14 protein-coding genes are annotated in these 13,748 nt (G+C 64.0%); 7 read left to right on the top strand and 7 right to left on the bottom strand.

All coding sequences use genetic code 11. The annotated features are described in order from the left end of the window. The 4 genes from NQJ30_RS18560 to NQJ30_RS18545 form a co-directional block, all read left to right on the top strand. Positions 1–523 (top strand): copper amine oxidase (locus NQJ30_RS18560; RefSeq protein ID WP_441339104.1); only part of this gene is annotated, 523 nt, incomplete at its 5' end. Positions 524–723: 200 nt separating this feature from the next. Then, positions 724–2,205, top strand: a complete 1,482-nt coding sequence (locus NQJ30_RS18555; protein ID WP_255771745.1) for an APC family permease — start codon at positions 724–726, stop codon at positions 2,203–2,205. Between the two features lie 94 nt (positions 2,206–2,299). Next, positions 2,300–2,950: a DUF5134 domain-containing protein gene (locus NQJ30_RS18550; RefSeq protein ID WP_255771744.1), complete on the top strand. Its 651-nt coding sequence runs from the start codon at positions 2,300–2,302 to the stop codon at positions 2,948–2,950. Positions 2,951–2,972: 22 nt separating this feature from the next. Further along, positions 2,973–4,160 carry a cation:proton antiporter gene (locus tag NQJ30_RS18545; RefSeq protein ID WP_255771743.1) on the top strand — a complete coding sequence of 396 codons (1,188 nt, stop codon included), beginning with the start codon at positions 2,973–2,975 and terminating at the stop codon, positions 4,158–4,160. Positions 4,161–4,171: 11 nt separating this feature from the next. On the opposite strand, the gene NQJ30_RS18540 is transcribed toward NQJ30_RS18545, so the two are convergent. The 5 genes from NQJ30_RS18540 to NQJ30_RS18520 all read right to left on the bottom strand — a co-directional run bounded on the left by NQJ30_RS18540 (position 4,172) and on the right by NQJ30_RS18520 (position 9,431). Beyond that, positions 4,172–5,992, bottom strand: coding sequence for an ABC transporter permease (locus NQJ30_RS18540; RefSeq protein ID WP_255771742.1), 1,821 nt, complete (start codon positions 5,990–5,992; stop codon positions 4,172–4,174). Beyond that, the gene (locus NQJ30_RS18535) at positions 5,989–7,056 is read right to left on the bottom strand and encodes an ABC transporter ATP-binding protein (RefSeq protein ID WP_255771741.1); all 1,068 of its coding nucleotides are present in this window, start codon (positions 7,054–7,056) and stop codon (positions 5,989–5,991) included. Before NQJ30_RS18535 ends, NQJ30_RS18540 begins: the two co-directional genes overlap by 4 nt. A gap of 67 nt (positions 7,057–7,123) precedes the next feature. Continuing rightward, on the bottom strand, positions 7,124–8,209 hold the full coding sequence (locus tag NQJ30_RS18530) for an extracellular solute-binding protein (protein ID WP_255771740.1): 1,086 nt from the start codon (positions 8,207–8,209) through the stop codon (positions 7,124–7,126). A 213-nt stretch (positions 8,210–8,422) separates the two neighbouring features. After that, positions 8,423–8,857, bottom strand: coding sequence for an acyl-CoA thioesterase (locus tag NQJ30_RS18525; protein WP_255771739.1), 435 nt, complete (start codon positions 8,855–8,857; stop codon positions 8,423–8,425). Positions 8,858–8,927: 70 nt separating this feature from the next. Beyond that, positions 8,928–9,431: a GNAT family N-acetyltransferase gene (locus NQJ30_RS18520; RefSeq protein ID WP_255771738.1), complete on the bottom strand. Its 504-nt coding sequence runs from the start codon at positions 9,429–9,431 to the stop codon at positions 8,928–8,930. A gap of 164 nt (positions 9,432–9,595) precedes the next feature. Here NQJ30_RS18520 and NQJ30_RS18515 point away from each other — a divergent pair, with 164 nt between their 5' ends. From NQJ30_RS18515 to NQJ30_RS18505, 3 genes are read left to right on the top strand one after another with little or no spacing between them, the layout of a single operon-like run. Then, complete coding sequence (locus NQJ30_RS18515; RefSeq protein ID WP_255771737.1) at positions 9,596–10,117, top strand: MarR family winged helix-turn-helix transcriptional regulator; 522 nt, start codon at positions 9,596–9,598, stop codon at positions 10,115–10,117. Between the two features lie 54 nt (positions 10,118–10,171). Continuing rightward, positions 10,172–10,471, top strand: coding sequence for a hypothetical protein (locus NQJ30_RS18510; protein ID WP_255771736.1), 300 nt, complete (start codon positions 10,172–10,174; stop codon positions 10,469–10,471). A gap of 47 nt (positions 10,472–10,518) precedes the next feature. Beyond that, on the top strand, positions 10,519–11,358 hold the full coding sequence (locus NQJ30_RS18505; protein ID WP_255771735.1) for a serine/threonine-protein kinase: 840 nt from the start codon (positions 10,519–10,521) through the stop codon (positions 11,356–11,358). A 38-nt stretch (positions 11,359–11,396) separates the two neighbouring features. Here the strand turns inward: NQJ30_RS18505 and NQJ30_RS18500 are convergent, their stop codons facing one another. Together NQJ30_RS18500 and purB are read right to left on the bottom strand one after the other, a co-directional pair. Continuing rightward, positions 11,397–12,077, bottom strand: a complete 681-nt coding sequence (locus tag NQJ30_RS18500) for a histidine phosphatase family protein (RefSeq protein WP_255771734.1) — start codon at positions 12,075–12,077, stop codon at positions 11,397–11,399. A 129-nt stretch (positions 12,078–12,206) separates the two neighbouring features. Beyond that, positions 12,207–13,649, bottom strand: a complete 1,443-nt coding sequence (purB, locus tag NQJ30_RS18495) for an adenylosuccinate lyase (protein WP_255771733.1) — start codon at positions 13,647–13,649, stop codon at positions 12,207–12,209. Between the last annotated feature and the right edge of the window lie 99 nt (positions 13,650–13,748).

Here is a 13,748-nt window from a genome sequence, read left to right as displayed (position 1 = left end):
CTTCATGGCCGTGGACCGGCTCCTGGAAACCGAACAAGCCGCGATCCGCAAAACCGACTCGGCCAAACACCGGTTCTGGAAAATCGCCAACCACGACTCCCGCAACATCGTCAACGAACCCGTCGCCTACCGGCTGATCCCCACCAACGGGATCCAACTCGCCGCCGGCGACGAGTCCTACGTCTCCAAACGCGCCCAGTTCGCCCGGAACAACCTCTGGGTCACCGCGTACGACCGGACCGAACGCTTCGCCGCCGGAGAATTCCCCAACCAAGCCACCGGCGCCGACGACGGCCTGCACATCTGGACCCAAAAAAACCGGAACATCGTCGATCAAGACCTCGTCGTCTGGTACACCTTCGGCATGCACCACGTCGTCCGACTCGAAGACTGGCCCGTCATGCCCCGCCAAAACATCGGCTTCATGCTCGAACCCCACGGCTTCTTCGACCAAAACCCCACCCTCAACCTCCCCAGCTCCATAGAGGCCACCACCAACGGACAATGCTGCACCAACGATTAACAGGCCTTTAATGAGTCCGCGGGAGCGCGGTGAATCGTCACTGTGCTCCCGCGGACTCGTTTCGCCACCAGGGCGACTCCTCTCGGACCTTCCAATGTGCTTTGACGTTCGCGCATCAGGGTCCGTCCCATACTCGCCGGCCGCCGGAGGCGCCCAGGCAGTAGAGATCACACGACGTTCAATCCATCAAAGGAGATGTTATGAGTGAAAAACGTTTGGATGACGTCGATCACCTGAAAAGGTCGATCGACTGGAAGCAGGGTATGGCGATTGCATTGGGGGTGCCCTTGCTGATTCTGCCGTCGTTGGGCTATCTGCCGATGTATGTGTCTGGCGCAGCTATTTTGATCTGGGGATTATCCGTACTTCAGGGCTTCATGCAGAACACCGCGTACGCTGAAATGGCCACGACCTTTCCCAAGGTTTCCGGTGTGCCGGGGTTTGCGCAGCACGTCTTCCGCACTAATAACCATAAAGGCATGTACGACAAGGGCAAGCTGCTCGGCGGGTTTACCGCTTGGAGCTACTGGTTTGGCTGGAACCCGATCCTGGCGATCTTTTCCATTCTGGTTGGCGGCTACCTCCACGGGCTCTTCCCGGTTCTGAGTGAAACCTTCACTCAGTATCAACTCTCACTGATGGCCGGCGGCGTTATCTTCTCAGCATTGTTCGTCGTCAACTGGTTCGGCCTGAAAGAAGGCGCCATTCTGGGCTATGTTTTGGCGGCTATATCGCTGATACCGCTGGTTATCCTGGCCGTGGCCCCTTTCGCTACCGGGCACGTCGATCTAGCCAATATCACCGGCAGTTGGTGGCCGACTGACTGGGCTTGGGACTTGCACCATATTCTGATTCTCTTCGGTGTCTTTGGAATTGCGCATTGGAGCGCCTGTGCTTGGGAAACGGCGGCGATGTACGGACCCGAGTACAAAAACCCGTCCAAGGATGCCCCGAAGGCACTGTTTGCCTGCGGCATCATCTGCTTGTTCTTGTTCGTCATGCTGCAATCTTCGGTGATAGGTGCCCTCGGGGTTGAGGGTGTATTGGCTGAACCCGTTTCGCCGTTGATTCCAGTCGCCGAGGCTGTTTTCGGACAGGCCGGTTCCATGATCACCATCATCCTGCTAATGGCAGCCATGGTCCTGATCATTCAAACGGCTTATCTGGGTTCTTCCCGTGCGATGCACTCCATGGCGCTGGAAGGCAACCTTCCTAAAGTTTTTGGTCACACCAACCGTCACGGAACTCCGTTTGTTGCCCTGCTGGTCATCGCCGCCTTCAACTTTGCGCTTATTTCCATGGGAGACGCCTCAGCGGTCCTGGGGGCCTCGGCAATCGGCTACACCATAGCCCATGGGCTGACCCTGTTTGCTTACGTCAAATCCAAGAATGACCCGGCGTTTGCGACGGAGGAGAGGCCCTTCAAGGCGCCTAAACGTTGGAAGCATGTCGCCATGGTCTTTGGCCTATTCAATGTGCCGTTGTGTGTTGTCGGCGTCGTGTACCTCAACGGTTTGGAAATCGGCTCGGCTCCCACCTGGGTGGCGTTTGGCGTGCTGGGTATCTACATACCCATCTGGCTGTATTCGCAGCACGAGACGAAACGGGCAAAAACCAGGGCAGCCGCTGCCTCTGCCGATCCCCACGCAGATGACCGGGAAAAGGTCCTGGATCTCACCTAACATCGCCCGCATCTCCCACCGTCCCCGGCGCGGTCGATAACCGCGCCGGGGACTACCCACATACACCCAATCCGTAGCAAGGGGCGTGAGCCGCGTGTTCAGCATTCCCGCAATCAACTGGGGCCTTACGGCCATCCTGCTTCTCAGCGGTGCCTATTACCTGATGCGCGCTGCCCGCGGCCGCCATCTGACGGACCGGGCCAACAGCAGCCTCCACGCCCTGATGAACGGAATTATGGCCGCCATGGTGTGGAACCTCGCGCCGTCCACGATGCTGGCGCAGATCGCCGTGCTCGCCGGCGCGGCACTGTGGTTTGTGTTGCAGGCGGTGGCCCGGCCGGAATTCAGGATCCTCTGCGACGGCAGCCAGGACCGGCTGAAGTGCATTTACCACAGCCTCACCATGGCCGCCGCTGCCGTCATGATCGCCATGATGGGCCTGGCCACCACCCAGCACGATTCCCCCGCCGCAATGCCCACGCCGCACACCCATCACTCCATGGCAGCCGCATCCCCAAGCGCGGCCTCCGCTGCCATGGACCACTCGCCGGCACTCGCGCTCCTGCTGACAGTACTGTTCGGGACCGCAGCGGTATTTTTCGCGGTCCGTTGGCTCGGTTACCAGAAAAACGGAACCAGCCACCGCCGGGCCGCAGCTTCACGGCGGTCCGGCCGCGCGGAACACGGACTCGAAGCCATCGGTGCCGCTGTCATGGCCCTCATGTTTGCCAGCATGTCGGCATAAACGGGGGACGGCGGGAGAAGGCATGAACCAGCTGGCCTTGAGCCTCATTGAACTTGGGGCCGTGGTGTTCTCCCTCGGCCTGCTGGCGAGGCTGGCCGGCAGGATCGGGATGTCGCCCATCCCGCTGTATCTTCTCGGCGGCCTCGCCTTCGGCACGGGAGGCATCGTTGAACTTGACGGCATGAAGCCGGTGGCGCATCTCTTTGGGGAGATCGGCGTCATTCTGCTCCTACTTATGCTCGGATTGGAATATACGGCGTCCCAGCTTCTCACCGGACTGCGGAGGTCATGGCGGGCCGGCCTCCTCGACCTTGTCCTGAACTTCCTGCCGGGGGCGGGACTTGCCCTCCTGCTGGGCTGGGGACTTGTAGGTGCCATGGTGATGGGCGGCGTCACCTACATCTCGTCGTCGGGCATCGCGGCGAAGGTGCTCACCGACCTGGGCTGGCTGGGCAACCGTGAAACCCGTGTGGTGATCTCCATCCTGGTGTTTGAAGACCTGACCATGGCCGTCTACCTTCCCGTCCTCACCAGCATCCTTGCCGGTCTCAGCTTCATCGGCGGGCTCACAACGGTCGGCGTCGCGCTGGCCGCGGTGAGCGTGGTCCTCATCGTCGCGCTGCGGCACGGGCACCATGTGTCCAAGGCCGTCCACAGCGAAAATTCCGAGGTGTTCCTCCTGAAGGTCCTCGGCGCGGCCCTGCTGGTGGCCGGACTGGCATCAGTCATGCAGGTGTCCGCCGCGGTGGGAGCCTTTTTGCTCGGCATCGCGATCTCCGGGGTCACGTCGCACAGCGCCACGCGGATCCTGGCACCCCTGCGGGACCTCTTTGCCGCGATCTTCTTTGTGGCATTCGGGCTGAACACTGATCCGGCCTCCATTCCGCCGGTCCTGGGCTGGGCGCTTGCCCTTGCCCTGATGACCGCTGCCAGCAAAATGGCCACCGGGATGTGGGCCGCGAAGCGTGCAGGCATTACCCGGTCCGGCCGTCTCCGTGCCGGCGCGGCGCTGATAGCCCGCGGGGAATTCTCGATCGTCATCTCCGGACTGGCCGTGGCATCCGGGGCCGTCACCCAGGAACTGGCGGCCCTGGCCACGGCATATGTGCTGGTGATGGCCGTTGTGGGTCCCCTGGCCGCACGCTACGTCGAGCAGGTGGCGGACACCGTGCTGCCGCCCGAAGGCGCCGCAGCAACGCACCCGAAGTAGCCGCGGCCCAGTCAGCGCAGCGGAGCCGCTGGCTCCCGTGTGGCCTGCGTTTCAGCGACAGAAGGGCCCGCAGCGATTTCCGTTGCGGCGGGGAGCTTCCGGGCTCGTTTCCTGGGCGCGCCCGTTGCGCCGCGCCTGCCGGACCGGCCATAGACCAGGTACATGGTCAGGCCGGTGATGACCATCAGCAGGACGGTGTACACGAACGTGTTTGCCACGCCCTCCACACCTTCGGCACCGTCGGTATTCGCTTTGATAATCAGGCCCAGCGGCTGGACCAGGGGGTGGGCGAGGAAGATGGCCGTGTCGTAGTCATCGAGCATGCTGTTGAAGTTCAAGGCGGCGATGGCTGCGGCTGCGGGCAGCACCAGGGGCAGCAGGATCCGCCGGAAGACGTACAGGGTCTTGGCGCCCATGATCGCGGCGGCCTCCTCAAGCGAGGAGTTCACCGATGCGAAGGACGCCTTGAGCATGCGGAGCGTAAAGGGGATCTTGACCGTTACGAAGGCGATCAGCAGGATCACCGTGGTCCCGGTCAGGACGGCGCCGCCCACCAGGGGGTTGGGGTGGTCGTAGCTGATAATGAGGCCCAGGGCCAGCAGGGCCGACGGCAGTATCCAGGGGATATGCAGGAGGTATTCGAAAAGGGAGCTGACCCAGTTCCGATACTTCTGCAGGAGGCGGGCCACGAACAGCAGGCCGCCCACGGCAATCACCGCGGCGAGGGCGCTGTAGATGACGCTGATGATGAAGGGCCGAAGGCCGGATTCCTGGGTCAGCACGCGAGTGTAGTTATCGAGCGTCAGGCTGCCCGGCGAAAGCTGCCCGGTCTGGATCGCGGCCCCGTCAGCGAACGAATACAGCACAATCAGCAGCACCGGCAGACTGTATACGGCGAAGAGCAGGTAGGCGATCACGTGCACCCCAGCGTTGGCCGTGCGGTTGGTGATCTGCTGCTTCTGTAGGGCGGAGGACACTTTTGACACGGAGTAGTAGGTGCCGCCCTTCTCGAGGCGCGTCATCACCGCCAGCATCAGGATGGTGGCCACGCCCAGAATGACAGCCAGCAGCGCGGCAAGGTCCCGCGAGGTGGTGCTGTTGGCGAAGGTCAGGATCATCGGCGTAATGGTTTGGAAATCGCGGCCGCCCAGGACTTGGGGTGCACTGAGCGCCCCCAGCCCCGTCAGGAAGGACAGGATGGTGACGGCGAACAACGTGGGCTTGAGCATGGGCAGGACCACCCTGCGGAGGATGGTCCAGTCGGACGCGCCCAGGTTTTTGGCGGCCTCGATGGTTTGGTAGTCCACGCTCTTGAGCGCGTTGGCAACAAACAGCATGTGATTGGTGGTGGTGGCGAACGTCATCACCACCAGGACGGCGAAGAAGCCGGAGAACCACGCGGCGTCCATGCCGGGGAACACCTTCAGCAGCAGCGCCGTCACGATGCCTTTATCCCCGTAGATGAACTTATAGCCGGCCGCCAGGACGATGCCGCCGTAGATGAAGGTGGACGCGTAGCCCAGGAAAAGGATCCGGGAGCCCCGGATTTTGAAGTAGTGGGTGACCAGCACAATAAAAATGCCCACCACGTTCACGGTGATGGAGAGTGCCACGGCCAGCAGGAAGCTGTTGCCGAGGGACTTCATGGCGCGCTGGGAGGAGAACAGTTTCTCCGCCGCCCGCCCGGAAAAGCTCCCGTCCGGGAAGAATGTGGCGAGCAGGACGTTGAGGTTGGGCCAGACCAGGAACGCGGCAATGAACCAGGTCAGCACCGATCCCACAATCAGGATGAACGGGGAGCGGAGCATCCTTTTCGCCGGGGTCCCGCTCATGGGGTGACCACTGCCTGGCCCTGCCTTTCCAGGGCCTTACCGGTCTCAGCGTGGTACTGCAGCACATGCCCCGGCTGGACGTATACCGTCGTCTCCGCCCCCGTCTCCGGGTGCGCGGCGCCGTCTTCCTTCACCAGCAGCCGGAGGTCCGCGCCGTGGCTGCGCACCAGGTAGCGGCTGTGGAGCCCGTGATAGGTGCGTGAAACCACCTTTCCGGAAAGCCCGACGGCGGCGCCTCCGGTGGCGGGTGGCGTCAGTGACGCCTTTTCCACCCGGAGATACGACTTGGCAGCGGCGCTGAGTCCCGCGCGGGAGAGCCTGTTGAGTTCAGCGATGAACTCCGGCGTCAGCGGCGAACTGTCACCGATGAAGTTGCAGACAAATTCCGTGGCGGCGTCATCGTAAATCGCCTGCGGCGTCCCCACCTGTTCCACGACGCCCTTGTTGAAGACGGCCACCCTGTCGCTCATCGCCAGGGCTTCGTCCTGGTCGTGCGTGACGTACACGGTGGTGATGCCGAACTCGCTCTGCAGGTCCTTGAGTTGCTGCCGGAGCTGGTGGCGGAGCTTGGCATCGAGGTTGGACAACGGCTCATCCAGCAGGAGAATCTTCGGCCGCAGCACCAGTGCCCGGGCCACGGCCACACGCTGCTGCTGGCCCCCGGACAGCTCGGCAACGTTTTTTTGGAGCTGTTCGTCGCTGAGCTCCACCCGGCGCGCGATGTCGCGCACCAGGTGGTCGGTCCCGGCGGATTTTTCCTTCCTGACCCGCAGCCCGAAGGCGATGTTCTCCCAGACGGTCATGCTGGGGAACAGGGCATAGTTCTGGAACACCATGCCCACCTGCCGCTTGTCGCTGGGAAGCCTGGTGACGTTCTTCCCGTCCACATGGACCGACCCCGCTGACGGTTCGATGAAACCGGCCAAGGTGCGCAGCGCCGTCGTCTTTCCACATCCGGAAGGGCCCAGCAGTGTGAAGAACTCCCCGGGCCTGACGTGGAGGTCGAGGTTCGGGATGGCTACGAAATCACCGAAGGTTACTTCGATGTTGTCTAGGCGGATCATGGGTACCTGTCTGAGGGGGAGCCGGCTTGCCCGGCTTCGGTGCGGGACGTTCTGGAGGGTTCGGCTCCTACTGCATGTATTCGAGTTCGATCTTCTCCACCCAGGGGCCCATGTTTTCCTGGACGAACCCCCAGTCGATGTCCTGCTGCTTGACGGTTGAGAAGAAAGTCACCACGTCGGGGTTGGCCTGGGATGCGGCAGTCTTATTGACCGGCATCGAGTTGAACTGCTTGGCAAAGGCGCCCTGCACGTCCGCGCTGCCGAACCAGTTGATGAACTTCTGAGCCTCGGCTTTCTTCTTCGTTCCCTTCACGAGGGCTATCTGCTCAACGGCGAGGGGAACTCCGACGGACGGGATGACTGTTTCGACGTTGACCTTGAAGGACTTCTCCCGCTCGGCGATGATCGAAGAGGGCATCTGGCCCATATCCACGTCACCCGACGCTATCCGTGCAAAAAGGTCTGTCTTGGCCACGGCGGGGCTGCCGTTCCGGAAGTACTGCTCAACCTGCTTCCAGCCCTCGGCTGAGACGCCGAGGTCGCCCGAGCTGTCCTTGTAGCGGGAGAGGATTCCGGCGAAAACCAGCTGCGCTGTTGCGGTTCCGAGCCCTGTTACCCGCTCGTAGCGGGATTTGAACTCGTCCTTGGTCCAGAGGTCCGTCCAGTCCTTCGGCGCAGCGTCGGCCTTGATCTTGTCCGAGTTGTAGCCGAGGAGGATGGCCTGCTTCACGAGCGGCCAGTACGCCTTGCCGTCACCTTTGTCCCCCACGGCCGGGTCCACTTCGCCCGCCCAGGCCGGTTCGAAGGGCTCGAGGGCACCGGCGGCCTTAATCTGGGCGAAGTACATGTTGTTCAATCCGAAGGCGACATCGGCAATGGGATTGTTCTTCTCCGCGATGAGTTTATTCGTGGCGTCTGCGCCGCCGGCTCCAACCACCTCGATCTTGAAGCCCGCCTTGGCGGCCTCCGCCGTCCACCACTCGCCGCGGCCCTCGCCGTTGGAGTTGGTGTAGACCACCAGCGTCTCACCGGATGGGACAGTGGACGTCGACGACGCCTCGCCGGACGCGGCCGGGGTAGCAGTGCCGGCGCCACAGCCGGCTAACAGGGTGACGGCGACGGCGGCGGCCATCAGGGTCTGCAGTTTACGCACGATCAGAACTCATTTCTGGACTTGGGTCGGAGCACGGTCCGGCAAGCCTATAGCTGGACTCGACAGATAAGGGGGCTAAAAAGCTATCGATTCGATAAACAGCCCGGCTGTCGAGTCTGGTCCCCTTGCCGGAACACTCAGGGCACAGTGCGTAAACGTGCGGTGAACGTCGCGAGGCAGGAGGCCGGAGCGCGAAGGCGCGTCCCGCCGTCGTCAGTCCTGATTGAGCGTTTCGGTGAGGTGGTGGGTGGGGATCCTGTCCCGGTCGTAAGTGATTTCGGTGTAACCGTGCGGCTCTGGCTGGCCGGACGCGCTGAGGTTCACGAAAACGATCTGCTCAATGGTGAGGATGCTCTGGCGGGTGATCATGTTGCGGACCTCGGCCCGCATCGTCAGCGAAGTGCGGCCGAACCGGGTGGCCGTGAGGCCCATTTCGATCAGGTCGCCCTGGACTGCGGAGCTCACGAAGTTGATCTCGGAGATGTATTTCGTCACCGCCCGCCCGTTGCCGAGTTGGAGGATGGCGTAGATGGCCGCTTCCTCGTCGATCCATTTCAGCAGGCTCCCGCCGAACAGCGTGCCGTTGGCGTTGAGGTCCTCCGGCCGCACCCATTTGCGCGTGCGGAACGTAATGTCTGCTGATTCCATAGGGCGAGGTTAGCCGACCGGCCGTGCCGCGCGCAGTCTTTGCCGGCCGTGTGACGCCCGTCCGTCGGCCTCAGGCCATGGCGGTGTGGGCTGCGCTGTGCGAGTCGATCAGTTTCGCATAGCAGTACGAGTGCGCCACGCCGATGTAGGCGCCAAAGTTTGGCACCGGATCAAAGCCGGAGTTCTCGTAGAAGTTCCTTCCATCGGGCTGTGCCGAGCCGGCCTCGGCCTTGATCCGCGTGATTCCCTGCTTGTGTGCCTCGGCCTCGAGGGCCGCCAGGATGGAGCTGGCCACGCCCGAGCCACGCGTGTAGGGGAGGACGTAGAGCCGCTTGATCTCCGCCGTCGCGTCATCCAGGAGCCTCAACCCGCCGCAGCCCACGGGCTGGCCGGACCCCTTGTCGTAGGCCACCAGGAAGACAGCGCAGTCGGCGCCCGACGGCGGGACCCCGGGTTCGTGGTCCGGCCTACCGAAGCGGGCGTCCAGTTCCGCCTGTTGGGCCCGGCGCAGATCGGCTCCCACGGGATTTGCCCAGGTCACGGCCCTGATGTTGAGACGCGGGTTGGTCTGCATGACTGCCTCGATTCGCCGAAGGGATATGCCTGACAAACGTATTGGCCGGGGGTTACGCCGGTGTTTCCTCGCCGTTAGCAATGAGAGAACAGCGGAACGCCGTGCGGACCCCACCGGGGAAACATTCTCGATAGGCTAGTTATCAGTCGGTCTAAGATGATTGTATGAGCTCCAAAAACGAAGGATCCGGGTATTGGTACGGGCCGGATGGCCAGTTGGACGCCAGTGCTGCAGTGTTGAAATCCCTCCGCGACTACCGCACCGCCGAGACCACCGTCCGGCGCTCCACGCGCGACTCAATGGGTATGGGGGAGACCGACATCCTCGCTTTGAGGTACCTCCTGCGGTCGCAGGCTTCGGGGGGCACTGTGGTGCCGAAGGACCTGAGCCGGTTCCTCGGCATAACAAGCGCCTCCACCACATCCCTTATTGACAGGCTGGTGGCGAGCGGCCATGTGCGGCGCGAGTCCCATCCCACCGACCGCCGGTCTGTTGTGGTGGTGCCGACCGCGGACTCCGACCAGGAGGTCCGCGAGACGCTCGGTGACATGCACCGGCGCATGATGTCCGTGGCCGAGGCGCTCTCGGCGGAAGACGCCCGGGTGGTGGTCGAATTCCTCCAGCAAATGACCCGTGCCATCCAGGCGGAGGAGCCCGCCAGGGATATAACTAGTCCAGCTAGTTAGTTCGACTAGTAATATGTATGCTTAGGATCAGTTCGTAAAGATCCTGAGGGAGTCATGAGCGCCATCAATGCATATTTTGAGCCACTAACGCTGGATCCTGTTTCCGCACCGTCGTCCGGCCGGGACGATTGGCCTGTTCACTGCGCCACAGAGATGGAAATGGTGGTTCCGGCCGTGGGGGGAACCGCCGTCGAGTACACGTTTGAGCCGGAAGCGGGTCCGGTCCGGCTGCCACCCGTTTGGCGCTGCCGCTGCGGGTTTCAGCTCGATGCCTGGGCCACCGGCTGGCCGGAACCGGCAGAAGCGCCCGGGGCGCCTGAGCAGCTGGTCCCGGCCCTCACGGCCAGAGCATGACAGCCCTGACGGTCACACCCTGGCCAGCGGCTCCTCCTTCGAGCAGCATGCCCGGGGACGTACTGGTGGGTGGCCGCTTCCGCCTGCGGGAGCAGTTGGGGCGGGGCTCCATGGCAGGGGTCTTCCGCGCCGTGGACCTGACAGGCGGCCGCGACGTCGCCGTCAAGATCGCAGCCGACGACTCGCCCAAATACCGCGGGAGAATCGCCAACGAAGCCGCAATCCTCGCCGGCCTGGACCATCCTTCGGTGGTCACCTTCTTTGCGGAAGGAACCATGGCGGGGCAGGGAGAACTGTCAGGACGGCCCTACATTGTGGAGGAACTGGCGCTTGGACCCAGCCTTGCGGAAGTGGGCCGCGGCCCGCGGCGCTCCCCGGCGGAAGTGGCGGCCTGGGCGGGCGGCCTTTTTGATGGCCTCAGCCACCTTCACGAGCGGGGCGTGGTGCACCGGGACATCAAGCCGGCCAACCTGATGCTCAGCGGGTTGCGGCGAAGCCGGGTCCGGATCGTGGACTTCGGCATTGCGGCCGCTGCCGGCGCGCCGCCCGAGCCGGGCATGTCCTCCGGAACCGTCCACTATATGAGTCCGGAACAGGCCTCTGGTGGTTCCGCGCAGCCGTGCTGGGATGTCTACGCCTTGGGCCTGGTGCTTCTGGAACTGCTGACCGGGACGAGGGCGTACACCGGTACGGCGGTGGAGTCCCTCGTGGCACGGACCCTCCGCAGCCCCCTTGTTCCGGCCGCCCTGGGGCCCGGCTGGGTCGCATTGCTGCGTGCAGTCACCGCCATGGACAGCGCCGCCCGGCCCTCCGCCGCGGAAGCGGCGGTCATGGCCCGGCGGCTGGCTGTTGGCCCTCAGCCCGTACGGCTCCTGCACCGGCGCTGACAGCGCGCCGCCGGATCCGGCTGTTGCGGGTCCGGTCGTTAAGGGCCGGTCACGTCCGTGCCCGTGGGGTCCTCTGCTGTTGGATCCGCAAGTGCCAGGCCGCCGATGGGGCTGCCGTCCCAGTGGATCAGCTTCCACCCCGCGTCGGGGTCGCCTTCCAGCGCCACAATCCCGGTGTTGGCCAGCACGTGCCGCGCCACAAAATCAGCGTCGGCGTCGACCGCGCGCAGGCCTGCCCACGTGCGGATGGCTGCGCCGTGACTGACGACGGCGACGACGGCGGCGTCCCCGCCGCGGGTGGCGTGGTCGGCAATCGTGGCGATGTCGGCGTCGTACCTTTCAAAGAATTCATGCCCGTCCGGGCCGGCAGGCATCCGCAGGTCCAGGTCCCCGGCCGCCCAGGAGAAGACCGTGCCCATGTACCGCTTGTGGGCTTCATGGTCGGTGAGCTTCTCAAGGGAGCCCGCCTCGATTTCGTGCAGCCCGGCCAGCACTTCAACCTCGAGGCCCTTCATCCTGGACAGTGGCGCAGCGGTGATCTGGGTCCGCACCAGCGTGGACGCGTACAGCGCACCGATCTGTTCGTTGGCCAGGGACCGCGCCATCGCCTCAGCCTGCCGCTCGCCCAGTTCTGTGAGTCCCGGCCCCGGGTGGGCGGTGTCCAGCTGGCCGAGTACGTTGCCGGGGGTCTGTCCGTGGCGGATGAGGAGCAGCTTCATGACTCCAGTCTCGCACCTGCGGGCTGCGGCTCGTTGCAACCGGAAACAGCCGCTACTGCAACGCGAAGGCGCCGGGCCCCTCAGGACCCGGCGCCGCCGTCGTACTCTTTGCTGCTGGTGGAGTGCCTCCTACTTCAGGTGGTCCACCAACTGGTCCGCGATGCCGGTGTACTTGCCGGGCGTGAGGGCGAGCAGGCGCGCCTCGGCGTCGCCCGAGAGGCCTAAGCTCTGGACGAATTCCTGCATTCGTGCGGCGTCAACGCGCTGCCCCCGGGTGAGGTCCTTGAGCCGCTCGTAGGGGTTTTCCATGCCTTCGACGCCGGCAATCGCCTCTGCGCGCATCACCATCTGGATCGCCTCGCCCAGGACTTCCCAGTTGGTGTCGAGGTCTGCTGCCAGGACGTCCTCGGCAACATCCAGCCGGTCCAGGCCCTTGGCAACGTTGGAAATGGCGAGCAGCGAGTGCCCGAACGCCACGCCGATGTTGCGCTGGCTCGAGGAGTCCGTGAGGTCGCGCTGCCAGCGGGAGGTGACCAAAGTGGCGCCGAGGGTGTCCAGCAGGCCGTTCGAGATTTCCAGGTTCGCCTCGGCGTTCTCGAAGCGGATCGGGTTGACCTTGTGCGGCATCGTCGAGGACCCGGTGGCGCCGGCAACCGGGATCTGGGCGAAGTAGCCGATGGAGATGTAGCTCCAGATGTCCGTGCAGACGTTGTGCAGGATCCGGTTGAACCGTGCGACGTCGGAGTACAGCTCAGCCTGCCAGTCATGGCTTTCGATCTGCGTGGTCAGCGGGTTCCAGGTCAGGCCCAGGCCCTCCACGAACGATTTGGCCACCTGCTGCCAGTCAGCGCCGGGAACGGAAACGACGTGGGCGGCGTAGGTGCCGGTGGCGCCGTTGATCTTGCCCAGGTACTCGGTCTTGGCGATCCGGTCCAGCTGGCGGGTCAGGCGGTGCGCGATGACCGCCAGTTCCTTGCCCAACGTGGTGGGGGTGGCGGGCTGGCCGTGCGTGCGGGAGAGCATGGGGACGGCGCGGTTGTCCTCGGCCATCTTGCTGATCTGGGCCACAAGGGCGCGGGCTGCGGGGAGCCACACGTCCTCCACAGCACCCTTGACGCCGAGGGCGTAGGAGAGGTTGTTGATGTCCTCGGACGTGCAGCCGAAGTGGACCATTGCGGTCAGGTTCTCGATGCCGATGCCTGCGAGGCGCCGGCCGATGTAGTACTCCACGGCCTTGACGTCATGGACCGTGACGGCTTCAATGTCGGCCAGTTCAGCGACCGATGCAGCATTGAATTCCGTGACAATGGCGCGGAGCTGTTCCTGCTGCGCCTGGCTCAGCGGACCGGCGCCCGGAAGAACGTTGTTGCTGGTCAGGTGGATGAGCCACTCGACCTCGACGGCAACGCGGTCACGGTTGAGCGCCGCCTCGGACAGATAGTCCACGAGGGGTGCGATGGCGGACTTGTAGCGGCCGTCCAGCGGGCCCAGGGCGATCGGCTCCGGTGACGCGGCGAGGGCCAGGCGTCCGGAGGGCGTGCGGGTGTCAGCTGTGGCGGCAGTTTCAGGCATGTGCTGATTCTTTCACGAACTCCGGCCGCGGCTTAAGCGGACGGTCCCCTGTGACTTATCCACATGGCCGACGGCGGTGCTTCCCCGCCGGCGCCGACG

Origin of the sequence: Pseudarthrobacter sulfonivorans (genome assembly GCF_024391045.1) — a bacterium.
GTDB lineage: Bacteria > Actinomycetota > Actinomycetes > Actinomycetales > Micrococcaceae > Arthrobacter > Arthrobacter sulfonivorans_B.
The sequence above is the reverse complement of the archived record's forward strand: the minus strand, read 5'-3'. Positions and strand labels throughout refer to the sequence as shown.

What these genes read in the sequence shown, in the direction of transcription:
- NQJ30_RS18510 (WP_255771736.1), top strand. Translation starts at nt 10,172, where the DNA reads ATGAGCGCCATCAATGCATATTTTGAGCCACTAACGCTGGATCCTGTT.
- NQJ30_RS18505 (WP_255771735.1), top strand. Translation starts at nt 10,519, where the DNA reads ATGCCCGGGGACGTACTGGTGGGTGGCCGCTTCCGCCTGCGGGAGCAG.
- NQJ30_RS18540 (WP_255771742.1), bottom strand. Translation starts at nt 5,992, where the DNA reads ATGAGCGGGACCCCGGCGAAAAGGATGCTCCGCTCCCCGTTCATCCTG.
- NQJ30_RS18520 (WP_255771738.1), bottom strand. Translation starts at nt 9,431, where the DNA reads ATGCAGACCAACCCGCGTCTCAACATCAGGGCCGTGACCTGGGCAAAT.
- NQJ30_RS18555 (WP_255771745.1), top strand. Translation starts at nt 724, where the DNA reads ATGAGTGAAAAACGTTTGGATGACGTCGATCACCTGAAAAGGTCGATC.
- NQJ30_RS18515 (WP_255771737.1), top strand. Translation starts at nt 9,596, where the DNA reads ATGAGCTCCAAAAACGAAGGATCCGGGTATTGGTACGGGCCGGATGGC.
- NQJ30_RS18545 (WP_255771743.1), top strand. Translation starts at nt 2,973, where the DNA reads ATGAACCAGCTGGCCTTGAGCCTCATTGAACTTGGGGCCGTGGTGTTC.
- NQJ30_RS18500 (WP_255771734.1), bottom strand. Translation starts at nt 12,077, where the DNA reads ATGAAGCTGCTCCTCATCCGCCACGGACAGACCCCCGGCAACGTACTC.
- NQJ30_RS18535 (WP_255771741.1), bottom strand. Translation starts at nt 7,056, where the DNA reads ATGATCCGCCTAGACAACATCGAAGTAACCTTCGGTGATTTCGTAGCC.
- purB (WP_255771733.1), bottom strand. Translation starts at nt 13,649, where the DNA reads ATGCCTGAAACTGCCGCCACAGCTGACACCCGCACGCCCTCCGGACGC.
- NQJ30_RS18525 (WP_255771739.1), bottom strand. Translation starts at nt 8,857, where the DNA reads ATGGAATCAGCAGACATTACGTTCCGCACGCGCAAATGGGTGCGGCCG.